At 39.9% G+C, this 25,697-nt stretch carries 14 protein-coding genes and 1 tRNA gene; 14 read left to right on the top strand and 1 reads right to left on the bottom strand.

What is annotated here, in order from left to right; all coding sequences use genetic code 11:
- Positions 1–181 precede the first annotated feature (181 nt).
- The 13 genes from HDE68_RS22695 to HDE68_RS22635 all read left to right on the top strand — a co-directional run bounded on the left by HDE68_RS22695 (position 182) and on the right by HDE68_RS22635 (position 21,272).
- On the top strand, positions 182–1,168 hold the full coding sequence (locus HDE68_RS22695) for an amidohydrolase family protein (protein ID WP_183884528.1): 987 nt from the start codon (positions 182–184) through the stop codon (positions 1,166–1,168).
- A gap of 248 nt (positions 1,169–1,416) precedes the next feature.
- Positions 1,417–2,022: an RNA polymerase sigma factor gene (locus tag HDE68_RS22690; RefSeq protein WP_183884527.1), complete on the top strand. Its 606-nt coding sequence runs from the start codon at positions 1,417–1,419 to the stop codon at positions 2,020–2,022.
- Positions 2,023–2,065: 43 nt separating this feature from the next.
- A complete protein-coding gene (locus tag HDE68_RS22685) occupies positions 2,066–3,220 on the top strand; it encodes a FecR family protein (RefSeq protein WP_183884526.1) in 1,155 nt (384 codons plus the stop codon).
- Between the two features lie 214 nt (positions 3,221–3,434).
- The gene (locus HDE68_RS22680; RefSeq protein WP_183884525.1) at positions 3,435–6,788 is read left to right on the top strand and encodes a SusC/RagA family TonB-linked outer membrane protein; all 3,354 of its coding nucleotides are present in this window, start codon (positions 3,435–3,437) and stop codon (positions 6,786–6,788) included.
- Positions 6,789–6,815: 27 nt separating this feature from the next.
- The gene (locus HDE68_RS22675; RefSeq protein WP_183884524.1) at positions 6,816–8,372 is read left to right on the top strand and encodes a SusD/RagB family nutrient-binding outer membrane lipoprotein; all 1,557 of its coding nucleotides are present in this window, start codon (positions 6,816–6,818) and stop codon (positions 8,370–8,372) included.
- Between the two features lie 266 nt (positions 8,373–8,638).
- The gene (locus HDE68_RS22670) at positions 8,639–9,982 is read left to right on the top strand and encodes a serine/threonine-protein kinase (protein ID WP_183884523.1); all 1,344 of its coding nucleotides are present in this window, start codon (positions 8,639–8,641) and stop codon (positions 9,980–9,982) included.
- 48 nt (positions 9,983–10,030) lie between these two features.
- Positions 10,031–10,978 carry a hypothetical protein gene (locus HDE68_RS22665; protein WP_183884522.1) on the top strand — a complete coding sequence of 316 codons (948 nt, stop codon included), beginning with the start codon at positions 10,031–10,033 and terminating at the stop codon, positions 10,976–10,978.
- A gap of 95 nt (positions 10,979–11,073) precedes the next feature.
- Entirely contained in the window at positions 11,074–12,516 is a 1,443-nt protein-coding gene (locus HDE68_RS22660) for a PP2C family protein-serine/threonine phosphatase (protein WP_183884521.1), read from the top strand.
- A gap of 2 nt (positions 12,517–12,518) precedes the next feature.
- Complete coding sequence (locus HDE68_RS22655; protein WP_183884520.1) at positions 12,519–16,472, top strand: FtsW/RodA/SpoVE family cell cycle protein; 3,954 nt, start codon at positions 12,519–12,521, stop codon at positions 16,470–16,472.
- A 10-nt stretch (positions 16,473–16,482) separates the two neighbouring features.
- Positions 16,483–17,268: an FHA domain-containing protein gene (locus tag HDE68_RS22650; RefSeq protein WP_183884519.1), complete on the top strand. Its 786-nt coding sequence runs from the start codon at positions 16,483–16,485 to the stop codon at positions 17,266–17,268.
- 135 nt (positions 17,269–17,403) lie between these two features.
- Positions 17,404–19,728, top strand: coding sequence for a TonB-dependent receptor (locus HDE68_RS22645; RefSeq protein WP_183884518.1), 2,325 nt, complete (start codon positions 17,404–17,406; stop codon positions 19,726–19,728).
- A gap of 1 nt (position 19,729) precedes the next feature.
- Positions 19,730–20,542 (top strand): DUF4249 family protein, encoded by an 813-nt coding sequence (locus HDE68_RS22640; protein ID WP_183884517.1) that lies wholly within the window; start codon positions 19,730–19,732, stop codon positions 20,540–20,542.
- Between the two features lie 52 nt (positions 20,543–20,594).
- Positions 20,595–21,272: a hypothetical protein gene (locus HDE68_RS22635; protein WP_183884516.1), complete on the top strand. Its 678-nt coding sequence runs from the start codon at positions 20,595–20,597 to the stop codon at positions 21,270–21,272.
- 241 nt (positions 21,273–21,513) lie between these two features.
- On the opposite strand, the gene HDE68_RS22630 is transcribed toward HDE68_RS22635, so the two are convergent.
- Positions 21,514–24,900: a DEAD/DEAH box helicase gene (locus tag HDE68_RS22630; protein ID WP_183884515.1), complete on the bottom strand. Its 3,387-nt coding sequence runs from the start codon at positions 24,898–24,900 to the stop codon at positions 21,514–21,516.
- 180 nt (positions 24,901–25,080) lie between these two features.
- On the opposite strand from HDE68_RS22630, the gene HDE68_RS22625 reads away from it, so the two are divergent.
- Positions 25,081–25,151 (top strand) — tRNA-Cys (locus HDE68_RS22625).
- Positions 25,152–25,697 lie beyond the last annotated feature (546 nt).

The raw sequence follows: 25,697 nt of genomic DNA, 5'->3' as shown, positions 1-25,697 counted from the left end.
CTTACCTTCAAAACATTGATCTGGATCAAAAAATGAAAGCTTATTGTTTAGAACAATGAATAGTGCTATGATTGCCGCTTATCATGCATCGTATACTAAATATTTACTATCTTCCTTTGTATTACATCCTGATGCATAACCCTGGTTTGAAGATGATTGCCAAAGAATAATCCGATATTAAATGAGAATAGTTACACTTGAAGAACATATTTCCTTCCCGGAAATGGCAGAAAAGATACCTAAAGAGGCTTTAGGTAGTTTTGGTCAATCAGCAGTCATGCAGCGTATAGCTCCAAAACTGGCAGACATTACTCAGGACCGTTTGAACTCAATGGATGATAATGGGATCACAATGCAGGTATTATCTGTGGATAGTTCGGGTGCTAATCTGTTAAGTCCGCAGGCAGGCCCGGCTTTTGCCAGTGCATATAATGACCTTATCGCAGAAAGGATTACAGGTTTTGAAGATCGGTTCACAGCTTTTGCACATTTGCCAATGACTGCCCCGCTTGCAGCAGCCGATGAATTAGAAAGGGCAGTAACTGAACATCATTTTCGCGGTGCTATGATCCGGGGACTGACACAAGACCAATTTTTAGATCAGCCACAATTTGCACCAATATTTGAACGGGCTGAGCGGCTGGATGTCCCGATTTACCTCCATCCCGGGTTGCCCCCAAAAGGAATAGTTGATATTTATTATAGTGGATTACCCAATTATTCTGGCATGGCAGAAGCGCTGGCATGTTATGGCTGGGGATGGCATTCGGAAACTGCGCTGCATGTTTTACGTCTGCTCTTTTCAGGTGTTTTTGATAAGTACCCCAAACTAAACTTAATTATTGGCCATATGGGAGAAATGCTGCCCATGATGATGGCTAGGTCAGAAAAAGCCTTTAAACCGGGAAATGGTGGGGCTAACCAGCGTTCACTCCCTGATACTTTTCATCAGCAGGTCCATATTACCACCAGTGGTTTCTTTACACAGCCGCCATTAAAAATAGCTTTAGATACTTTTGGCGTAGATAATATCATGTTTTCTATCGATTATCCGTTTAGTACAAACGAAATGGGAATTGAATTTTTAAATGCAATTGAACTTCCTGATGAGCAAATCGAAAAAATTGCGCATGGCAATGCAGATAAATTATTGAAATTAAGGGTGTAAAACTTATTTATCTTCGGGTAGCTCATTTCTGAATTTGGCCATCTCTTAAATAGTGAACACAAACGTTTGCGGAATAAATCTTTAGCTTTCTTCTTTTAGCTATGCCTGATTATCTATATATTAGGTATAAATCAGAACAGGGTATGAACGGTGTCTGATAGTTGTGATTTATTGATAAATTAATATTCAATTAATTACGGCATGTTACTTTTGCGGTCTGAAATTAACCTCTTTAAGCCACCTGATTTATGCCTGAAACGTTTGAAAGTGACTTTTTTTCTCTTCTTGACTTAGATAAGAATAAAGCATTCGAAAAACTATTTGATCAATTCTGGCAGCCCCTTTACAGAAAGGCCTATAGTAAAGTTCAATCAGAAGATGTGGCAAAAGATCTTGTTCAGGAAGTTTTTATCGCCTTTTGGGATAATCTGGGTTCCTTAAATGAAGGTTTTAATATTCCTGCCTATTTACATGGCATTTTGAGGAACAAGATCCTTAAGATTTTTGAAAAAGACGCAGTACGCTTAAAGCATGCCCTGCAAATTTGTCCCGTTGATTCTGCTTTTGATTTTTGTTCCCATGAACTGCTTTTGGAAAAAGAGCTGAAATCAATTATTGAAGATGAGGTAAATCGTATGCCTTCGAGAATGAAAGAAATTTATGTCCTGAAAAAGGATGATAATTTTTCTGTTAAGCAAATTGCCGATGAATTAGGTCTTTCGGAGCAGACTATTAAAAATCAATTACAAAATGCCTATAACCGCTTAAGGTTGAAATTAAAGGAGTACAATCCTGATTTGGCAAGCTTTTCCATTATTCTAATTAAATTTCTATTTTTTTTTAAATCCATATAGTACTTTCTTCTTTCTGAACGGATAGATAAGAAACGAACAGATTTTGGATACCGAACAATTCAGGGCACTCCTTGCCAGATACAATAATAATACAGCAACCGATCAGGAAAGAGCATGGGTAGAGCAGTGGTATGAAAAGCTCTATGGAGCTGATCTTATATCAGAAGAAACCAATCTTAAAGATCAGCTGTACAGCAGGGTGAAAGAACAGATCAGTATTGATCAGCCAGCTCCTGTTCAGGTTTCTAAGTTCAGAAAACTATATCCCTGGATTGCTGCAGCTGCAATTCTCTGTGTATTATTTAATATTGGTTTACTATATTTTAATAAGGCAACAGGTTCAAATACACCTCAGCCTGCAGAAATGGTCCATGCTGCAGCAAACCATACGATTGCTCCGGGTTCCAACAAAGCGATATTAACTTTAGCGGACGGCAGTAAGATCAGTTTATCTGACGCAGGTAAAGGAAAGCTTGCAGAGCAGGCAGGTGTTGTGGTAACCAAAGCAGCAAATGGCGGGTTAATCTATAAAATTACCGGCGATAGCCATACTGCCGCAAAATACAATACAATCTCTACGCCACGCGGCGGACAATATCAGCTGCTGCTGGCCGATGGTACAAAAATCTGGCTCAATGCCAATTCTTCTTTAACTTTTCCTACTGCATTTCCTGGGGACAGCCGCCGGGTATCTCTTCAGGGAGAAGCTTATTTTGAAGTAGCAAAAGATAAGTCAAAAGCTTTTTTTGTGAAAACCGGGCAAACCGAGATCAGGGTTTTAGGTACACATTTCAATATCATGGCTTATGAAGATGAAAATTATCAGCATACTACCTTGCTCGAAGGTTCAGTAGAAATAAGCAAAGGAATAGAGAAATCACTATTAAGACCTGGGCAGCAGGCCAGAACAGCAGCTTCTTCCAGTCTGATCCGGATTCGGGATATAGAAAACCCGGAAAGCGTAATTGCCTGGAAAAACGGTTATTTCCAATTTGAGAAATCAGATCTCCATTCACTGATGCGTCAAATTTCAAGATGGTATGCAACAGATGTGTTGTACCAGGGTGAAATTCCAAGAAAAGAATATTCTGGTAAGATCCCAAGAACCGTTAACGTGAAAACACTGATTGAAATGCTTTCTTATTCTGGCATCCACTGCCGTGTCGAAAACAATAAAATTATTGTAAGTGAGCGCTAAAAAAATTGTCTCTCAAATAATTATAAACCTTTAAAGCCATGTCTATGTAACAGTACTAACTCAGCCTTCTGTTAAAACGGTTAACCAATAAAAAAGCGGGATTGTTCGAACCAACCCCGCTATAGTATATGGGTTAAAACTCCTTAAGGACAAAGTCCTGGATCCGGAATAAAAATTATCTAAGCAATAATGTTTTAAAAACCCAATGCAATTTATGAATTTTCGTGCATTCTTTACGACTGTACCACGAATACAGTTTAAATCTTCTCAATTTTTATTAGTGATGAAACTATTTGTAATCCTGTTATTCGCAGGGCTGATGCAGGTTCACGCCAGTGTATACAGCCAGAAAATAACAATCAGACAAAAAAATGTTTCCATAGAAACAGTGTTAAAAGCGATAGAAAAACAAAGTGATTATCTGTTCTTGTATGATAATCTGGAACTTCAGGGGACAGCTAAGATTTCTATCGATATTAATCAGGGTTCTATTGAACAGGTTCTGGATTTATGTCTTAAAAATCAACCTTTAATCTATAAGGTTTTTGAAAAAAACATTGTCCTCAAAAAGAAGATTCCAGTTGTCGGAAATATAGCCTCAGAGCCAGTAAAAGGTACAGTTCTGGATGCTGGTGGTCTGCCGGTTATTGGGGCAAGTGTTTTGATCAAAGGCACAAAAACAGGGGTGGTAACTGACCGTAATGGTGATTTCAGTTTGAATGCCCCACAGGGAGCAACGCTGGTTATTTCTTTTATTGGTTATAGCGCACAGGAGATTACCGTGGGAACCGAAAAAAAGTATATCATTTCACTTAAGGCCGAAGAAAACAAACTGACAGAAGTAGTTGTAACTGCTTTAGGGATCAAACGTTCAGAAAAATCTCTGGGTTATGCGGTACAAAAGGTCTCTGGTAAAGAACTTCAAACAGTCAAAGGGGTAGATGTAGGAACTTCTTTAACGGGTAGGGTAGCAGGTTTAGTGGTGAAAAATTCTACTGAATTTAACGGTAAACCGATCCTGGAACTGAGAGGTGAACCCGCTATTTTAGTGGTTGACGGGGTTGATTACGATAATCTTACACTTAGAGATATCCCTACTGATGATATCGAGAGTATAGATATTCTGAAAGGCCCGACTGCATCTGCTTTATACGGGGCAAGGGCCAAAGGAGGCGTTTATCTGATCACCACTAAAAAAGGGGCAGCAGGAAAGGGATTCTCTGTGGATGTGAACAGCAATACCATGTTTCAATTAGGTTATTTAGCTATCCCTAAGGTTCAAAGTTCTTATGCACGTGGTGATAATGGAAACTTAAATAACGATTATGTTTGGGGACCAAAGCTGGATATTGGTAAAACAGGAAGAGACTGGAACCCGGTAACTAAACAATTTGAAGATAATATGCCCCTGCGTTCTGTAGGGAAAGATAACCTAAAGAATTTTACCAGTACAGGTATCATTGCCAACAATAATATTACCATTGCACAAACCGGTGAAAACGGAAGTTTTAAAATTGGTTTGAACCATGTTTATAATAAAGGCCAGTTTCCTAACCAGACACTGAACATGATTAACCTGACCTCTGGTGGCGAAATCAGGATTAATGACAAATTTAAAATAGAAAGTCATTTTGGTTTAAGCCGCCGTACAGCTCCGCAGGTTTGGGGGGGCGGTTATCAGAACCAGGGATATTTGTATCAGCTTGTCATGTGGACGGGTACTGAATATGATATCAGAGATTATAAAGATTACTGGAAAGTACCCAATCAGACACAAAACTGGATGTACACCAACTGGTATGACAATCCTTACCTGATTGCGAATGAAAAACTGGATGCCATTCAGGAAAATACGGTGAATGCCAGTGTGACTGCGAATTACAAAATCACGCCAGATCTGAATTTAATGCTTCGCCTGGGTTATGACAATTACAGTAACCGGGAAACCATGCGTAATCCGACAGCTAATATTTACTCTACCCGCGGGGGATGGGATGCTAAAGGGATGTATAGTATCAATAATACCAAAGGATATAGTACAAGTAATGACCTGATCTTATCTTATAATAAAAGAGTGAACAAATTCTCTTTTGAAACACTGGCAGGAGGTAACTTTTTCCATAAAGAAGATGAGGGTTTATATGCTGTCACTAAAAATGGGTTAATCTCACCAACTTATTTTTCTTTGAACGGCTCTATAGAACCGCCAAGGGTAACCCCATCTTTTTCACCTAAAGAATCCAGCAGTTTATATGCAAGAGCTGCGGTAGGATGGAATGATGCTGTGTTTTTAGACTTTACCGGCCGTAACGACTGGATTTCTACGCAGCCAAAAGCTACAGGTTCTTATTTATATCCTTCGGTAGGTTCAAGTGTGGTTATCTCACAACTAACCAAATTACCCGAAGTGATTGATCTGTTTAAAGTAAGAGGATCTTTTGCGGTATTTAAAACACCAGCGGGAATTTTTGAGACTAACACGGTTTACAAAACAAATAGTGCTGCATGGGGTAATTTAAACTCTGCAAGTTATCCTTATAAACTGGCAGGTGCCAGTGATATTCTGCCAAGTTCACAGCGTACCTGGGAAATCGGGGCAGCTGGTTACCTGTTTAAAAAACGTTTGCATTTTGATGTCGCGTATTTTAACAAGTATTACTATAACCAGCAGACCAATGCAAAACTTGCAGCAACTACCGGTTTTGCAACTACCCTGGTTAATACCAAAGAAACTTATACACGCCGCGGACTAGAGATTACCGTTGACGGATCTGTTTTAAAGAGCAGGAATTTTGAATGGTATTCTATGGTGAACTGGTCTAATCAGCACAGGTATTATGATCAGCTTGACCCTATTTATTCTAAGGATAACCAATGGGTGCAAAAAGGGCAGCGTTTAGATACTTATACAGATAATTACTGGCTGACAGATCCTTCAGGGAATGTAATCCATAACAATGGAATTCCCGTGAACAGTGATTATGTTAAGAAATATGGATATAGTGAACCCGATTTCAGTTTTGGCTTTATCAATAACTTCAGCTATAAAAACTGGATGCTGGGTATAAATATAGATGGCAGGATTGGTGGTCTGATGTACAATTATATTTATGACAAAATGTGGGATTCTGGTACCAATCCGGAGTCTGATAACCAGTACCGCTACGATCAGGTAGTGAATGGCCTGAACAATTATGTAGGTAAAGGGGTAAAAGTGGTTTCCGGAGTAGCTACTTACGATAAGTATGGAAACATTACCAGTGATACCCGCAAGTACGCACCAAATGATGTACAGGTCGGTTATCAGGATTATGCCCAAAATTTCAGGGGCGGTGATAAGGGTGTGCAAAGTGCGTCTTTTATTAAACTGAGAGAAGTTTCTTTAGGCTACAAAGTCCCTGCATCTTTTACTGGTAAACTAGGTGTTAAATCGGCCTCTTTATCCCTTACCGGGCAAAATTTGTTTATGTGGACCAAATTCAAATATTCTGACCCGGATATCAGTAAAGAAGATTTGAATTCTCCTTCGATGCGTATGGTTGGGTTTAATCTTAGAGTTGGATTTTAATTGGCATTTTTTTTAAAGAAAGATATTATGAAGATTTTAAAATATATTTTAGTGTTATCCGGTTTAGCAGTTGTGATAGGTGGTTGTCAGAAGTATGAAGAGATTAACACTAATCCGAATGCGACAACGCAAGTGAACTCGTCGATGCTGGCGACAACGTTGATTTTGAATATTACCCGAAATTCAATCAGCACACAGAAAAGTTTTATGCAGCCATTTTTACTGGGCAAATATCTGACCTGGGGCGAGGGGCAGGAGGGGTTTCAATACAACAAATTAGGCAGAGCAGATTTTGATTCCGTTAAGGTTTTAAGAAATATTCCGCCAATGATTAAATATGCAACCACAGATGGTTTAAAAAAGTCTTATGAAGGATTAGGCCATTTTATCAGCGCATACCAGTTTTTTATCAGTACGATGCAAGTTGGTGATATGCCATATTCTGAGGCAAACAGAGGGGAGTCTGATCGGATTTTACAGCCAAAATATGATACGCAAAAAGCAGTTTTCTTAGGGATATTGAAAGAGTTGGATCAGGCAAATGAACTGTTGGCAGCTGGTGAAAACTTTGGCGGTGATCCGATATACGGTGGAAAGGCCGACAACTGGCGCAGACTGGCCAATAGTTTTGAATTGCATGTACTGCTGAATTTGTATAAAAAGACAGGGGATGCAGATCTAAAAGTGATTGAACGTTTCAAAGATATTGTAGCTAACCGTCCGCTGCTGCGTGATTATAAAGATAATTTTGCTTTAGCTTATACTTCAATGGCTGGACAGAATTATCCCTGGTCTGATGTGCCTGCGGGATCAGGAAATTCATTTGTAAAGTCAAATTACACGATGTTAACAAACGTGCTTATCGATCCTTTGAAGACATTAAATGATAAAAGGTTATTTTATTTTGCCAAGCCTTCACCAGTGAAAATTACTGCTGGTGCAGATCAGTCAGATTACAATGCCTATGTAGGCGTAGAGCCTTCAAATGCTTTTACCACCTTACAAACAACAAGGGGAAGTAAAGATTATTCTGATTTAAATAACAGATATGTTCAGTTGGTAAATGCTGAACCTGTAAGTGTTTTCAGCTATTGGGATTTGCAGTTTGTTTTAGCAGAAGCTACTGTGAGAGGCTGGATAGGAGGAACCTCTGCTCAGACTTATTATGCCGCAGGAATTACCGGTTCTATGAAATTTATTGCTTCTAATACACCTGATCTGGCAGAATATCATCATAACATGAAAATGGATGATGCTTATATTGGTGCATACCCAGCTTCGGCGAGCGTTGCTTTAAGTGGTTCAAATGAGCAACAAATTGCACAGATTATTACGCAAAAGTATCTGGCTAACTTTTTACAGGGCAGTAAATTTATCTCCTGGTTTGAAAACAGAAGGACCGGATATCCGGTCTTCAAGCTGAATGCTTCTACAAGTTTGAATATTCCGTCTTCTAATTTTCCTGTGCGGTGGTTTTATCCATCAGCAGAACTCGACTATAATTCTGCAAATGTAAATGCAGCGATTTCCAGTCAGTATAATGGGAGCGATGATAATAACCAGCTCATGTGGATATTGAAATAATTGATTGTAAAGGCTGCCTTAAGGGCAGCCTTTTTTGTTTAAGGGTCCACCTGTTTACCAGGAAAAGATGGACTCATATACTGGTCAACTACAATTAAACTAATTGATTTAGCCTGATATATTCCTGGTTTTTCCTTACAAAAACAGGTTGTCCCCGGTTCATCTTATTTTACAAAATGCCTGTGCTGTCCTGCAATGATTTTTTAAATAAACATTGGAACTAAAATTGTAGTAATTTTACCACACACAGAGTTGAATTAGCTTAAATGAGTAAAGTATTTACGATTACTGAAGGCCTGGAAAATATGGGCGCATTGCGTACCGGTGGTCAGGGTTCAGTTTACAAGGGAAGACGTTTTGGTCCTATTATCACGGCGGTGAAATTATTGCCAACACCAGTCCATACAGAAAGCAAGGAAGATAAAAATTTCAGGAGTTTTCAGAATGAAGTGGAGAAATTGAAAAAGGTAAATGAAGAGCCTAATCCTAATATAGTTAAAATCTTAAATTCGGGGATTACCGAAAGCGGGTCTTTTCCATTTATAGAAATGGAATATATCGAAGGGCCTGATCTGGAAGAATTGCTGAAAGAGCCGCATGATAAAATATTTACGGTAAAAGAAGTGATTAAAGTAGCAGACCATTTGGCCAATGCTTTAGCGCACTGTCATAAAGTAACTGTAAAACATGGTGATATTAAGAGCAATAATGTAAAACTTAATATGCATACGGGTAATTATGTTTTACTGGATTTTGGTTTGTCGGCGATGTCTGATGAACAGCGAAGAACCAGTATCCGCCATGCCGGAGCTATTGAATTTATGGCACCAGAGCAAAGTGAGGGGCAAATGCTTTTTGAAACTGATATTTACAGTTATGGGGTAATCCTGTATGAATTGCTTGCAGGACAAGTTCCCTTTCCTTTATTGGATAATGGGCAGAAATCACGCAATGATGTTTTAGTCGGTCATTTAGAACTGCCTGTTCCTGATCTGCTGGCCCTGCGGAAAGCGAATATGCCTGAAAGCTGGTCACCAGAAAAAGCTGCGCACGAAATGCAGGTTCCCGGATGGCTGATCGCTCTGATCAGTAAATGTCTGGAAAAAGCACCTGCTTCGAGATATAGCAATGGAATGGAGCTGCAATATGCAATTGTACATAGCAGTATAGCTGATTCAGCAAGTGCAGCAACCGATGTTACGGGTCTTTCTTTAATGCAAAAAGAGAATGACAGATTGCAAAACCTGCTCTTGCATTATCAGGAGACGCAGGATGGAATACCTGTAAGGGATGCGGGAGTAATTGTGATCTCTAAACCTGTATTTTATGTTTTATCGGCAGGGGTAGTTTTTATGATTGCCTTATTGAGTTATTTTCTGTTATTTAAAGAGCCGGTTAAACCTGTGAAAAAAGAACAGCCTGCGAAACAGAACCCTGCTCAGGGTACAACAAACCAGGATGAGGAAGATAAAGGGTATAGCTGGGATAAAAACCGTGATTCATTCAACGATAGCGGTACGACACAAACGCAGCCGGTACAGCTTAAACCTGTTCCACAGCCCGCTCAGGATACCACAACAATGAATTTAGATACTACGCTTCATTTTTAGCGTACGTTTTAAAATTAAACAGACTCTTAACAGATAAAAAGGGATAAAATGGCAGAGAAGTCAACTTTCTGGAAAAAAACAGGTCTGCAGGACTGGTTTCTTCCAACAGAGAAAAGTAAAGCGAAAAAAGCGGTCAAAGGGTTAACTCCCGATGAAGTTTATAAATATATACTGGATAAATTCAAAGAATCTATTGGTCAGCTGTCTTTCGCGAACCGTATAGTTTTTTATCATGAATTTATTATTTGTTTCAATGAAGAGGACTATAAGGAGTTTCTGGAACATAAACAAGGCTTATTTGGGATCATTGTTCATGAATCTGTCAATCAGTTTTATGAGATCTTAAAAGAATACCGGAAAATGGGAAAAACTGTTGAGCCCTCAAGTTCTAAATGGGTTTTCAGACTGGCTTCTCATCCGGATTATGAACGTGGTGATAAAGGCTTTATCGGGAAATTACTTCCTGGAAGTACCAAAAAGGAAGAAAATTTAAGAGTGACCTTTATTCCTAGACAAACCGGGATTGCAGAAACGCTTGACGTGAACCAGGATATTTTAAATGGCTTTACTTATTATAGCGAAGGCTATTATGAGCTGCCTTATGCGATGGATCTTGAAAATGTGCAACTCGTGAAAGGGAAATCTGATAAAGTCCTTGCGCGTTTAGAAACCATTATGCCGGATCAGAATTTCAGAGGTAAAAAAGTGGAGTATCTGATGACCACCCGGGAAATTGTAGTTTCGGGTAAGGATGAAACCAGAAAAGAGCCTTATATTTTTACTATCCCTTCTGATTGGGTCAATACACCTCATTTGAGTATCCGGTATAATGAACCTGAAGGTAAATTTTATCTGGCTTCTTTTGGTGAAAAAACAATGGTAAATGAAGTAGAGGTATATCGGAGTGCTGTCAATGCACCGGACTGGGTTGAACTTCCTTTCAATTCAAAAATATTGCTAAACGGTATTATTGGTGTTAACATTTTTAAACCTTAATCCTGTATGGGTAATTATTTATCAATAGGGCTATTGGCCATAGGAATTTTGTTGCTGGTATGGCATTTTACGGATATTAAAAAATCACAGAGATAATGGCTGACCGTTTATTTGGAATTACTCATGCCGGCAGGGTAAGAGAGAATAATGAAGATGAATTCATTACGCAGGAAGTGATGCATAATAAATTTATGATTGCAGGGGTGATTGATGGTGTTGGCGGATATGCTGGCGGAGAAATTGCAGCTGCATTGACTAAAGGTGTTATTTTAAAAGAACTGGAAACGATTGAACCCGATTTAATCAGTCAGCTGAACCGGGTTTTTTATCTGGCCAATGAACAGATTATTGAGCATAAACAAGGTGATCTGGAATTGATGGATATGGCTTGTGTGGCTACATTGGCTGTAATTGACAGACAGAATAACCTGCTGCATTATGTGCATGTAGGAGATACCAGGTTATATTTGTTCCGTGATCATTCATTGATTAAGATTTCGCATGATCAGTCTTTTGTAGGTTTTTTGGAAGATTCTGGCAGGTTAACTGAAGAAGCAGCTATGCAGCATCCTAAAAGGAATCAGATCAACCAGGCTTTGGGTTTGGCAAGCCGTAAGGGAATGACTGATGCTTATTTTGAAACCGGATCATCACCTTTCTTACCTGGTGACCTGATCCTGATCTGCAGTGATGGGCTGACCGATATGATTGACGCTGCTTTAATAACTGCAGTGTTAAATGGCCCGGAAACCCTTGCTGTAAAAGCACAGCGTTTAATAGAGGAGGCAAATCTTGCCGGTGGTAAGGATAATGTGACTGTTGTACTGGCTAAAAATGATAAAATACCGGCGGTATATGAAATTCCGGCAGCAGGCAAACCTGTGTCTAAAACTCAATCTGCAGAAAAACCTTCATTAGCAGAGCCTTTAAGGGAGACGGTTAAATCTGTACCTGAGCAAAGTATTGTCAAACAAAAGAGTTCTAATGGTTTGATTTTTTTACTGTCAGTTTTATGCTTGTTGTTTTTAGGAACCACAGTATGGTTGTTTTTCTATCATACTGCCGAAGGGACAAAGCTTGATCAGCCTGGAACAGTTTTGATAACCCCGATAAAATCCGCATTAAATCCACAGGAAAGAATGATCAGTGATACACTGCTGAAGCTCAAAGGAGATACTTTATTGCTTTCAGATACAGTATTTAAGGTGCCGGTTCGTCTGAGCCAGCCGCTGAACATTGACCGGGATACTTTAATTCTGAAAACCAAAGGCAATATTGTTTTTCAAAGTGATTCGGCTTACAAAGGACCTGCACTGATCCTTTCTCCAAAATGCAGGTATGTAAAGATAGATCAGCTGGTGCTGGAGAATTTTGAAACAGGAATATTATCTTATAACAATGTGCTGGATATAAAGAATATCCGCTTTAATAAAGTGAATTATCCTCTACAGGTACGGTTTGTTTTTCAGGATCAGTTTTATGTGAATGGCAGAATATCTAAAAAAGGCTTTGCGGCAGATTCACTGGCTAAGAAATAATTATGGATAAAGGAAATACGGAACATCGGGGAAGAGGGCAGGAGCGCTTGTTTTTAGGGCTGATTGCTATTTTACTGGTGACTTTGTTCGTCAGGCTATTTGGAGTACTCCAGGGCAGGATAAAGGATGTAGATCAGCGGCTGAAAGCTGGGACAACAGTCAATTTAAATGCACCTGAACCTGCTAAAGCAGTGAAGGCTTTACTGACCAGAGGTTATTATCTGGAAGATCCGCTGGATATTGAGATCATCAGTAACGCTATTGCTGCGCAAGAATCAAAAGGCCTGTCTTTTACGAATATCGGTGATCTGAATAAAAGAAAATTCAATGTGGTGGCCGATGAGGCTTATAACAATGGGGGCGCTGGTTTCAAAAAGAGGGTAGCGGTATCCAGGTCATTATTAGGTTTTACCGGAGATGATGAGGCCCGTTTCACACAGGAAAAAAATAATGCCCCGTCTATGCCAGCTGTTAAAAGCATGGCGATGGGCAACGGCGTGATTAAAGGTAAGGTAGAACATAAAGGAGAAGCCGTTGCCGGGGTTTTGGTGAGGCTGTCTACTGTGCTTCCTGCTGACAGTATTGATGCCAGGTCGTTTTCGGCTTATGCCCGGACGGATGCATCAGGGCAGTATTCATTTAATGAGTTGCCGGAAGGGAAAGCTTATGAAGTAATTCCTTTAAAACCAGGTGCTGAATTTGGACAGGTTAAAGGAGTACAGGAATTAAATGGTTCCAAACAACTGAATTTTAATGAAGCACCTCATGTGATCAGGTTAATTGCTTCCCGCGAATTTAATATGCTGAAAAATGACGGTGCTTTAGTTGTACGTACGCCTGAGCAGTTTAAGTTTTGGTATTTTGTAGTTACAGGAGGTTTTTTGCTGGCATTTGTCATTATTCATTTACTGCTGTCGTTTAAATTCCCGGAGGCGGATCAATTGATTTTACCTTTGTTAATGCTGCTGACAGGATTGTCTTTTCTGACTTTACTGAGTTTGCAGGACCCGGTAAGGGATAGGTTCCTTGCTGTTGACTCTCTCTGGTTTTTATATATCGGAGTTGCTGGTTTTTGTGTGCTGTTGTTTTTGCAGCTGAAACGCTTTACAGCTGATTCTGCTTTTTATCGTTTATTCTTTTTTAAAGACCGTTCTGCGGCTAATGGATGGCCATGGATTGCAGGGGCTATTTTACTGCTGGCAGGTACACTTTTATTTGGAGCAGGCCCGGAAGGCAGCGGGGTTAAAGTGAATCTACTGGGTGTACAGCCCAGTGAAGTGGTCAAATATATCGTCGTGCTGTTTCTGGCAGGTTTCTTTGCGCAGAATGAACAATTTATAGCGACCTATTCGAGCTGGAAAAAGCGCTGGTCATTTTTCTCTTTTGCACTGGCAGCAATCCTGTTCACGTTATTTTTGTTTTTACTGTTAGGGGACCTTGGCCCGGCAATCGTAATCTGTTTTACTTTTATTCTGCTTTTCTCTTTCTCCAGAGGAGATTTTATGGAGATGGCAGCTTTTGTTTTACTGTATGTACTGGTTGCCTGGTTTGTAGATAATGTATGGTTTGATGCTTTAGTTACTTTTGCTGTTTTAGGGCTATACCATGTTCTAAAACGTAAGTCAATGAGCGAATCGGCGGTGATGGCACTGATTGTGATCACAGCCTTTTTAACGATTGATAAAATCCCTTATCTGGATAAAATTGTTCCGGGGCCGGTAGCCAGACTGTCTGACAGGAAAGCGATTTGGCAGGATGCCTGGAATAATGAAGTTTATGGTGGTGATCAGGTTGCCAACGGCCTTTGGGGAATTGCAACTGGTGGAATCAGCGGACAGGGAACCGGAAAAGGGTTCGCTAAAACTATTCCTGAAGCCCATACGGATATGATTCTTCCGGCTATCGGAGAAGAGTTTGGCTGGACAGGTATTACCTGTATTTTCATCTTGTTTTTAATCTATCTGCACCGTTCAATAATTATTGGCCGGCGTACCGGTACGCCATTCCTCTTTTATATTTGCTCAGGTATTGGGATCTGTACTTTTATTCAGTTTCTGCTAATTGCCGGCGGCTCTATTGGTGCGTTGCCTTTATCGGGTGTATCACTTCCTTTTGAAAGTTATGGTGGTTCTTCGCTGGTGATAAATTTCGTGGCAGCAGGGTTTTTATTATCAGTTTCCTCAGTAAGAGGGACAGCTGTACAGATGAAATATCTGACCTCGCAACAGGATAAAAACCTGGTTCCGGCATTAATTGCAGCTTGTGCGGCTATATTGCTGTTGGTGATTAATGTATCCCGCTATAGCTTCAATACACCTGCATGGGTGGTTAAACCTGCTTTGGTAGCAGATAAAAGCGGGAGCAGGATGTTCAGCTATAATCCCCGGATAGGGATATTAATGAAAAAATTAGAAGCAGGAACTATATATGACCGCTCGGGGCTGATTTTAGCAACCAGTAACCCAGAACTGGTGAAGAAACAAATGGAGCAATTGCGTGAAGCAGGGGCTGCCGGTTATCAGCTGGATTCTGCCATGCACAAAAGGGTAACCCGTTATTATCCTTTTGAAGAACAAATGTTCTTTTGGACCGGAGATGCGAATACTGGCGTGTTTAATGGGGGTATTAACGGTTATTTTGCAGAATATGAGCATGCCGCTGAATTAAGGGGTTTTAAAATGCCGCTGACCAGTTATACGATGATGGCTTCCCGTTATAAGGAAGACCGTTTTTTGCCCAGAGGACCAAAGGAAATGACTGTGCTTAAAAAGGATTATTCTGCTTTGACATCACTGTTGATATCCGGACTGGACAGTACAGAAATCCAGACTTTTAAAAAGCGTAACCGTGAAGTCAGGTTAAGTGTAGATGCCAGTTTACAAACACATTTGCAGGCTGGTTTAGCACATGATCCTAAATTAAGTAAAAACAGGGTTTCTGTGGTTGTGATGTCTTCTAAAACAGGTGATGTCCTGGCTTCGGCTGCTTTTCCTTTACCTCCTGTAAAAAATTGGGAACAACTCACCATGAGCCTTTCAGATCAGAATAAACTGGATTCATGGACAACTACTGCCGATCCGGGTTTTGCCATTGCCACACAGCCGGGATCTACTGCTAAACTATTGACAGCTATGGCTGGTTTTAATAAACTGGGAATGGCAGCTGCGAAACAGACTTATCTGGTTAAAGCAAATGAGCGGATCCGTACCCGTGGTGCGGAACCTGATGAAACAGGTCTGATTGATATGGAACAGGCAATTGTGAAATCGAATAATGTCTATTTTATTAAATTGGCTAATCAACAGCACTTACAGGAACAAATGGGTGATCTTTATTTGAAAACCGGAATGTTCCTGCATGGGGTTGGAGGATATTATTATGGCCGGAAAACAGTTAATGAAGAGCAGGAACAGCGCTGGTTTGACTTATGGCGGAAAACTGAATTCAGGTCTGCCTATAACCCGAATAACATTTACAGGAACCGGGCAACTGGTATTTCCGGAATGGCCTGGGGACAGGGTGAGTTAATTTCTACGCCTGCTGCAATGGCCAGGTTGGGTTCTGCAATTGCTAATGACGGGGTTTTAGTCCCTAACCGTTATGTGTTAAAACTGGCTGATTCTACGATAAAGGAAAAGCAAGGGGTTGTGCTGGCTAAAGATCCTGCTGCTGCGGCTTTGTTAAAACAGTATATGATTGAACAGAGCGCACGTAAAGCTGGTGTATTTGGTATTGCAGTTGCTGGTAAAACCGGTACGCCCGAAAGGATTATTAAAAAGAAAAAGGTAAACGATGGCTGGTATGTATTTTTTGCGCCTGATGCAAAGGGACCTGGTTATACCGTAGTTTGTATCCGGATAGAATCGGCCAGAGGATCTTCGGAAGCGGTAAGGGTTGCTGGTGAAACGGTCATTCCATTGCTGGTACAAAAAGGATATATGAAAAGCATAAACTAAAAATAGAAGGATGTTTGATTTTTTTAAAAAGAATAAAACGGATAATCCGTTAGATGCTAAAAGTTTAAGAGATTTGATTTTGCAGCTGATTAAAGAGGAGCTGCAGAAATTAGATGGTGGGGAAGGATCACATTTAAAAGCTTTACAGCTTTATGTGAATGCTGGTGCAGAAGAATTGTTTATGTACGAAACAGCTTTGTATAGTGCCGAACCAGAACAGTTTAAGGATGAAGTACAACGCATTGCTGATAATTTTGCCCTGGATCTACCTGCCGACTGGAAACTGGAAGTGCAATATGTAAGTGAATTGCCTGCCGGGGCTATCCGGAATAACGAAGTTAAACTAGGATTGATTTTAAAAAATTCTGATGTAAAAAGTGGTGCCCAAACGGGATCATCAAGGGTTTGTTTAAAAGTGATTGCTGGTCATGCGGAACAGGAACAATATATCATTAAACCGGGTACTGGCCGTGTAAATATAGGCAGGGATAGCAGTGTGCAGGGAAAAGATGGGAGTTACCGTGTCAATACGATTGCATTTTTAGGGGACGCACAGGAAAGTAATAAATATATCAGCAGACAGCATGCACATCTGGAATGGGACAAAGAACAGCTTTGTTTTAAGTTATATGCTGATGAAGGTGGCGTGCCTCCGGGAAATAAAACTAAAGTTAAGGTCGCACAGGATGAAAGTACGCACAAATTGAATTCGACACAAATAGGTTATACTTTGAGAGCAGGCGATCAGATTATTCTGGCAGATGTTGCTGTGCTTGAATTTACGATTGATGGATAGCAGGCTTGCTTAAGCTTTTGATGAATCTGTTAAAGTTTTTTTAAGACATTATCGACAGAAAATTGCAGATTTAACATATCCTGCATACATTTTTTATTTAGTTTAGCGAATATATCCAAAAACCGTTAAAATTAAATGAAGATAAAAGTACTTTACCTGATACCCTTATTGATTTTACTGAATATTTGTAAGATAAATGCACAAACGAAACATACGATCAGCGGATATGTCAAAGACGCCCAGACAGGGGAACAGTTAATTGGAACGACAATCAGGGTGGAGGGGCCTGCAAATGTATCTGCAACTTCTAATGAGTATGGCTTTTTCTCTCTGACTACACAAGACGGCAGTTATAAGCTGTTGATTGGTTCAGTTGGTTATATTATTGATACCAGAACAATAGACCTGAACAAAAATATCCACCTAAAAATTGCTTTGGTTTCACAGGATAATAACCTTTCGGAGGTTGTCATTTCTGGCGCAGCTAAAGATGAACATGTGAGTTCTGCAAAAATGGGGGTCGAAAAGCTCAGTATGAAAGAGATTGACAGGGTTCCTGTTCTTTTTGGAGAAAGAGATCTGATTAAGGTGGTACAGCTTTTACCGGGTGTAAAATCTGCAGGTGAAGGAAATAGCGGCTTCTTTGTAAGAGGTGGCGCAGCCGATCAGAACCTGATTCTGCTGGATGAGGCTATTGTTTATAATCCTTCCCACTTGCTGGGTTTCTTTTCTACATTTAATTCTGATGCGATTAAGGATGTTACCCTGTATAAAGGGAATACGCCTGCAAATTATGGCGGCAGATTGTCTTCTGTAATGGATGTGAAAATGAATGATGGAAATAATCAGAAATTCAGCGTCAATGGCGGAATCGGAATTATTGCTTCAAGACTAACTATTGAAGGGCCTATCGTTAAAAACAAGGGTTCGTTTTTAATCAGCGCAAGAAGAACTTATGTAGATGCTTTCCTTAAAGCAAGCAGTGATACGGTTATTAAAAAAAGTGCGCTGTACTTTTATGATTTAAACCTGAAAGCTAATTATCAGTTTGGAGAAAATGATAAGGTATATCTGTCGGGTTATCTTGGACAGGATAAACTTGGTCTGGGTGGCTTATTTGGTCTGGACTGGGGAAATAAAACTGGTACGCTAAGATGGAACCACCAGTTCAGCCCTAAATTATTTTCTAATACTTCGTTAATCTATAGTGATTACCGCTATAATATTGATCTGACTAATTCCAGTACTTTTAATGGTAAAATAACTTCTCAGATCAAGGACTGGAACCTGAAAGAGGAATTCAGTTTTTATCCGAATACAAAAAACACCTGGAAATTTGGTTTGAATTCTGTTTACCATACGATAAAACCGGGTCAGTATAGTGGTGATTTTACACTGAACAGCCAGCCTTTTACGCATAGCTGGGAAAATGCAGCGTATGTAAGTAATGAGTGGAAGGCTTCTGACCGTTTGAAAGTGGAGTACGGAGTACGCCTGAGTGCTTTTTCTGTGTTAGGCGGGGATAATAATTTTTATAACCTGAATGCAGCCGGAGCAATTGTAGATACACTTCATTATGCAAAGGGGAAAATTGTAAAGACTTATTTTAATGTGGAACCGAGATTTTCTGCAGCTTATCAGCTGAATGAGGTTTCTTCTTTGAAGGCTGCTTATTCAAGAAATACGCAACCGCTGCATCAGCTGTCTAATTCTGCAACGAGCAGCCCAACGGATAAATGGGTAGCAACAAATAATATTATTAAACCGGAAACTGCAGATCAGGTTTCTTTTGGTTATTTCCGTAATCTGAAGGATAATGCTTATGAGTTTAGTGCGGAAACGTATTATAAAGTGATGAACAACCAGGTAGATTATAGGGATGGAGCTAATATCAGGAGTAATGATCCTATTGAACCGCAGCTTTTATTTGGTAAAGGGAGAGCTTATGGACTTGAATTGTTGTTACGCAAAAAAACAGGTCGTCTGACCGGATGGATTGGTTATACTTTGTCCCGTTCAGAAAAAATGATTGACGGGATTAATGATGGGGACTGGTATGCCGCAAGACAGGACCGCACGCATGATGTTTCTATTGTGGGGATGTATGAAGTCAATAAAAAATGGTCACTGTCTGCAACCTTTGTTTATTATACGGGTAATGCAGTGTCTTTCCCAAGTGGAAAGTATTATACGGATAACCAGGTGGTGTTTTTATATACGAAGCGTAATGCTTATAGAATGCCGGCTTATCACAGGCTGGACCTGAGTGCTACATGTAAGCTGAAAGAGCGTAAAAACTTCTCTTCTGAACTGGCATTTGGCCTTTATAATGCTTATGGACGTGAGAATGCCTATGCGATAACTTTCCGTGATAATCCTGATGACCGCTCCCGTACGCAGGCTGTACAAACTTCTTTGTTCAGATTTGTTCCTTCAATTTCTTACAACTTTAAATTTTAAAATGATGAAGCGCATTATAGGTGTTTTTTACTTGGTGATATTCGCTGCAATGTTCAGTGCCTGCGAAAAGGTGATTGATGTGAAGCTGGATGGATCGGCTATACAAATTGTTATCGAAGGGCAGATTACTGCCAATGCAGGACCTTATCAGGTCCGTATTTCTGAAACGAAGGATTTTGAGGGGGATAATAATTTTGTGGGGCGTAATGATGGGGTAGTCGAAATTAAAGACCTGACTTCGGGTGTTGCCGAAACGTTGACGAGTAAGAATGGTGGTGTTTATGAAACGGGTGCAATGCGCGGGATGAGTGGGCATACTTATCAGATGACTGTTAAACTGAGTGGTAAAACTTATATCGCAACTTCAACTATTCCTTTGGAAGCGATTAAGGTGGATAAGCTTTATGCGAAACGCTTTGAGCTGGACGCAGACAAGATATATATGGTTCCTGTATATACTGACCCGGTAGGGAAAGGGAATTATTACAGGTTAAGGCAGTGGGTAAATAATGTCCAGATAAAGGGTTCTTTTGTACGTAATGATGATGCAACTGATGGCAGAACTTATGATAATCAGCTTTATTATGATACTGATGCTAAAGTTGGGAATCCAAGAATCAACAATGGTGATCTGATGACGGTCGAATTGCAGTGTATCGATAAGGGCACTTATGATTATTTCAGAACTTTAAATGCAACAATTGATCAGAATACGGATACGCCTTCAAACCCGCTGAGCAATATTTCTGGTGGTGCTTTAGGGGTTTTTAATGCTTGTCAGTCGACTAATATAACGGCTATAGCTAAATTTTAATTGTAATTTTGCGGCGCAGATAGCAATGTCTGCTTTATTAAAGCGTAAAAAAATGGATAAGTCTGAAGTTGAACAGGTATTAATCACAGTGAAGTCGGGAACGGAAGAAGCACTGAATATAAAAATTTATAAGAATGGAATCCTTGCCCGCAGAGGTTGTGGTGGTTTACCAGGAGTAAAGATTTCTGGAATGAGCTTTACCGGGGATTCTACGTATTTTGATAAGCTGATGAATAGTGTATCTCAGCAGGTACTGGATGAAAATATTAACCATGAGGAGAAGATTATTACGGGTTCTCTGGAATATCTGGTAGCTTTTTATGGGGTAAGCAGCAATGGTGATCAGGGCGAAAGAGCGGAATGGACGAAGTCTACAGGATTAAGGTTTTTTATGGATGAAGGCACTAGTTTCAGACATAATTTGCTGGGTTTTGTCGATGGTCTGGCTATTGAAGCAATGAAATTGACGGATTCATGGTATTTTGATATTATGATGATCGGGCTGGAGAAAATGAGGTCAACTTCATTGCCTGAACAGACGCTGGCTACAGCTCCGAAAACTGATGAAGCACTGAAACAGGATTTTCAAAGTTATTTTGAACAGGTAAGTAAGAAGGATTTGGCAGGCTTTGCGAAGGGAAAGGTTTATTTGAATGAAGAAGGTGCAGGGCATGAATTGGAGTTTTCGGGCGACGAAAAGTCAATCACCTACAAGTTCACTGCTTCTTAGTGTAAAGGGAAATAAAAAACCGCCACTACATTTCGGCCGACGTTCATTTGAAGGAATGAACAATGTCCGAAATGTAGTGGCGGTTTTTTTATTTCTCTAAACTGGCGAAATGGTGGAGATTGCTGGATTGCCTTAGGATTGTTTACTTGTTAGTTGCTTGTTGGATTGCTAATTTGTTAGTTGCCCCAGGATTGCTGGTTTGTTGGTCACACTTTGAGTTGCCCTTTGGATTTTCAGTGGTTTAACTGAATAGTTCAATCAGATCGCTTTTTGAAAGCGACTTGAGCAGGGAAGTATCGGTTTTTATGATATCGTTTACAAGCTCCTTCTTTGTTTCCTGAAGTTTCATGATTTTTTCTTCGATAGTGTCCGGACAGATTAAACGGATAGCTACCACGTTTTTTTTCTGGCCGATACGGTAACAACGGTCGATGGCCTGGTTTTCAACAGCCGGGTTCCACCAGGGATCTACGAGATATACGTAATCGGCCTCGGTGAGGTTCAGGCCGGTTCCGCCCGCTTTCAGACTGATGAGGAAAACACGGATGTTCTCGTTTTGGCGGAAGCTTTCCACACGCTTTTCCCGGTTGGTTGTTTTACCACTAAGGTACTCGAAGGGGATAGCTTTTTGTTCAAGCTCCTTTTTGATGAGGTCGAGCATAGAGACGAACTGTGAGAATACCAGGATTTTGTGCTGGGGCGAATGACTGTCTATTTCTTCCATCAGGGTCGTGATCTTAGAAGAAGTGGCTCCGTGGAGCAGGTTGTCTTTGAGCAGGGCAGGCGAATTACAGATCTGTCTGAGTTGGGTAAGGCCCTTCAGGATGTGTAAGATGCGTTTTTCTTCGAGGTCTTCTTTTCCAGATAGCAGAAATTTCTTGTATTCGTTTTTGCAGGCATCGTAAGCAGTTTTTTGAGCTGTACCCATCTCGCAATAAATGACCATCTCGGTTTTGTCCGGAAGCTCCGCTGCTACTTCTTTTTTTGTTCTGCGCAGGATGAATGGACTTACCTTCTTTTTAAGGGCAAGGGCAGCTCTTGAATCCTTGAATTTATCTATAGGGGAAGAGTAGTGGTCTCTGAAATATTGCTTGCTGCCAAGCAGTCCAGGGCAGGCAAAAGAGAGTTGCCCGTACAAATCAAAGGTGTTGTTCTCAATTGGGGTTCCTGTCAGGACGATTTTATTCCGGGACTGTAAAAGACGAACCGCACTATAGCGTAGAGAGTCTGGGTTTTTTATAGTTTGTGACTCATCCAGGAAAATATAATTAAAGTGGTATTTCTTTAGCCAGCTGATATCGTAGAGCAATGTGCCGTATGAAGTTAGAATGATTTCGTAATTGCTGAAATCTTCATGATCCTTGATCCGGTCTGCGCCATATATGGTATGGATATTCAGGTCGGGCGCGAATTTGGCTATTTCTGCCTGCCAGTTAAAGATCAGGGTAGTAGGAACGACAATCAGATTGGTGTTTTGATGCCCCTTCTCCCGCTGGGAAAGAATGAAGGCAATAATTTGTATGGTTTTTCCAAGACCCATATCGTCAGCAAGACAGCCTCCGAAGTTAAATTCATCAAGGAAATTTAACCAGTTCAGGCCTTCCTTCTGGTAATCTCTAAGGGTTCCGTTCAGGGCTTCCGGGACTTCTACTTTTTCAATGTTTTTGAAGTCTGCTATCTTGGCCTTATAAGCCGATAATTCCATTTTTACGGCTGCCGAAAGAATTTCTTCTTCATACAGCTCTGTGATCTCTGTGAAGTTTACTTTCGGGGTACGAATGGATTCATCTACGACTTCTCCGGCATTGAAGAATTTTGTCAGACGCTCAATCCACTCCTGCGGAAGAATACCCATGGTGCCATCACCAAGTTTAACAAATTTACTTTTGTTTCTGATCGATCTGTGAAGGTGCTTGAGTTGTACTTTTTGATTTCCAAAAGTAACTTCAAATGCAGTGTCAAACCAGTTAAGACCACTGTTTACAGCTATGGATATTTTTGCTTTATTAGGGTTTATAGGATTGCCTTTTAATTGATTGAAACCTAGTATGGTGATGTCCTGCTGCTGCCATTCTTCAAAGGCAGCTAAAAACCAGCCTTCATCCAGAAAACGCTTTTTATGAAGGTAAAAGGATTCTTTGTCAAGCTGCTCTTCAAAATGAGGATGCTGACGCGTCACCGATGATATAAACTGAAGCTCTTGGTGCTCATCACGGGTTACTGTAAATATATTGCCTGCATGATCCGCAGCATGTATTTGCTTTCTGGACAATACAGGGACTTCCACATTTCCATATTTCATCACTGGCGTGATTAATACATAGTTTTCAGAGTCTGATAGATAAATAATCTTCTCTCCCGACTGATCAAAATGGGCTTCTTTTAATTGTTCCGGTGTAGCTGGTTTGAGGTAAGAGTAATTGATATGAATTTTAGTCTCCAGTTTGGAAAGGATGTCTTCTTTAAATTCTGAAAATTTAGATTCATGAATTACGAGATGATTGTTATGCTGCCTGAAAAAATCAACTATTTTGATGAAATCAGGGCTGTCAATAAGATATAAGGTTCCATTGTAGAAAATGAAATAACTGAATTTTATATTCAGAACCTTTAAATCATAGGCCTTGCCCTCTAAAATAAGCTCACCCGAAACCGTATAAAATCCATTGGTCAGGTTAACCGCCAGACGGATATCTATATGAAGATTACTGATCTTAACAGGAACAATCGAACTGACAGTCAGATTAGGAGAGACTTCGGGATCATGATAAAATACATCAAGATTCATTGGGTTCTTGACCAATGCCTTTAACCCGTTAATATCAGCCTCTGCCTGGTTGGTATCGTAATTCTGCTGGAATTTAGAAATTGCTGTATAGAATTTTAACTCTTCTGGATTTTCGGTGGCCCATATATAGTCAATTGCATTTAATTGCTTTAATGGATTCCTGATCTTCCCGGTAGCAGTAGTTGTGCAGGCTAATAATAAGTCGGCCTGAAAATGTGAGTAGTAACGGTGCTGCTTTAAAACGAGTATTTTTTTTTCTTCTTCTTTTACATGCCGCGTTAAAAAACTGAGGTCAGCTTTAGGTAAAAGAAGTGCTTTTAGCATATCGTTTTTCTCTTTTGTAATGGGCAAGAGGTCCTTGATGACAGGAATGATCTCAAAATTCTTTTTTCCATATTCAATGGTGAACAAATCATCCGGACTCTCATTTTCCAGACCATAAGCTGCCGCGAATTGTCTTATTTTTTCGTGTCTTAACCTGCTGTCAAAAAATATACGGAGCTCTGGACGTTCTATGATATTAAACAGGACCTGCATCTGATGTTCACATAACCTGTTCTTTATTACAGGACAGCGACAGGACAAAATGAGATCGTTTTGATGAAGACGTACATCTACCTGTGGGAACTTTATAGGAAGACCCTGGTTCCCAAAAGAGGAATATCCTATGGAAATATGCTGTGGCGACAAATCAAAATAGCCCGGTGCCGTAATATCTGCCGGACCAGAACTATGTTTTAATATAAAAACTGTATTGAAAAGTTCTGGTTTGAAATCACTGATTATATAGGTCTCAGGGCTGTTTCTGACTGTCTCAGATAGGTTTTTGATGTCGGCCATAGTGTTGATTGCAAAGATAGTTCTTTAAGCCGAATGCCTGAAGAACAGAAAAGAATAAAAATATTTAAAATAAATTCTACTATTTCAGTAGACATTATTATATTTGCTCTCAGTAACAACGTTAGAAAAGGAAATACAAGGAAGAAAAACAATGGTTACTTAGTTTTTCTTCGCTAAAATAGTCATGTGGCCGAGTGGTTAGGTGTGGGTCTGCAAAACCTTTAACGGCGGTTCGAATCCGCCCATGACGTCAAAGTAATGTTGAATCATTACACCCGATACTTGATTTTGGTTAGATCTAAGTTTTGTTTTGTTGATACTCCAGGTTGGATGGCCTGGAGTATCTTAGTTTAGGGGGATTGATAAACCCTATGTCTATTTTCCTGAAAAGATTGAAAATATGGTGTAAAAGCTGTTTTTGCTGAATATTCAAAATGAAAATTACTCATAAGTCAGTGTTGGTGTAAGTAAACAAGCTGTTGGCGTAAAAATATTTAAAGATCAAATGCTCTTGCGTAACTTTATCGGTAAGCTCGGTTTAATCAAGTTGATAATTCATATTTGTATTAAGCTTAGCCCTCAAATTGGTGTGTTTGATATACTAAAGGGGAATCTCGATTCCCCTTTAGTTATTTATAAGGATTCCCTTTATTCTTTTCGCTTTATTCTTTAAATCCAATTGTAATGGATCAAGTCATAAATTTGTGGATTAGGGATTAAATTCCAAGTTTTGGGTTTGATATTTTTTGAGTTCAAAGCAGATGGTTACGATTCTTTAATAAGCTAATTACTTCCTG

The organism is Pedobacter cryoconitis (assembly GCF_014200605.1).
In the GTDB taxonomy this organism is placed as follows: domain Bacteria; phylum Bacteroidota; class Bacteroidia; order Sphingobacteriales; family Sphingobacteriaceae; genus Pedobacter; species Pedobacter cryoconitis_B.
The sequence above is the reverse complement of the archived record's forward strand: the minus strand, read 5'-3'. Positions and strand labels throughout refer to the sequence as shown.

Coding starts and splice junctions, on each gene's coding strand:
- HDE68_RS22680 (WP_183884525.1), top strand. CDS start 3,435: ATGAATTTTCGTGCATTCTTTACGACTGTACCACGAATACAGTTTAAA.
- HDE68_RS22670 (WP_183884523.1), top strand. CDS start 8,639: ATGAGTAAAGTATTTACGATTACTGAAGGCCTGGAAAATATGGGCGCA.
- HDE68_RS22635 (WP_183884516.1), top strand. CDS start 20,595: ATGGATAAGTCTGAAGTTGAACAGGTATTAATCACAGTGAAGTCGGGA.
- HDE68_RS22630 (WP_183884515.1), bottom strand. CDS start 24,900: ATGGCCGACATCAAAAACCTATCTGAGACAGTCAGAAACAGCCCTGAG.
- HDE68_RS22645 (WP_183884518.1), top strand. CDS start 17,404: ATGAAGATAAAAGTACTTTACCTGATACCCTTATTGATTTTACTGAAT.
- HDE68_RS22690 (WP_183884527.1), top strand. CDS start 1,417: ATGCCTGAAACGTTTGAAAGTGACTTTTTTTCTCTTCTTGACTTAGAT.
- HDE68_RS22695 (WP_183884528.1), top strand. CDS start 182: ATGAGAATAGTTACACTTGAAGAACATATTTCCTTCCCGGAAATGGCA.
- HDE68_RS22640 (WP_183884517.1), top strand. CDS start 19,730: ATGATGAAGCGCATTATAGGTGTTTTTTACTTGGTGATATTCGCTGCA.
- HDE68_RS22650 (WP_183884519.1), top strand. CDS start 16,483: ATGTTTGATTTTTTTAAAAAGAATAAAACGGATAATCCGTTAGATGCT.
- HDE68_RS22665 (WP_183884522.1), top strand. CDS start 10,031: ATGGCAGAGAAGTCAACTTTCTGGAAAAAAACAGGTCTGCAGGACTGG.
- HDE68_RS22655 (WP_183884520.1), top strand. CDS start 12,519: ATGGATAAAGGAAATACGGAACATCGGGGAAGAGGGCAGGAGCGCTTG.
- HDE68_RS22675 (WP_183884524.1), top strand. CDS start 6,816: ATGAAGATTTTAAAATATATTTTAGTGTTATCCGGTTTAGCAGTTGTG.
- HDE68_RS22660 (WP_183884521.1), top strand. CDS start 11,074: ATGGCTGACCGTTTATTTGGAATTACTCATGCCGGCAGGGTAAGAGAG.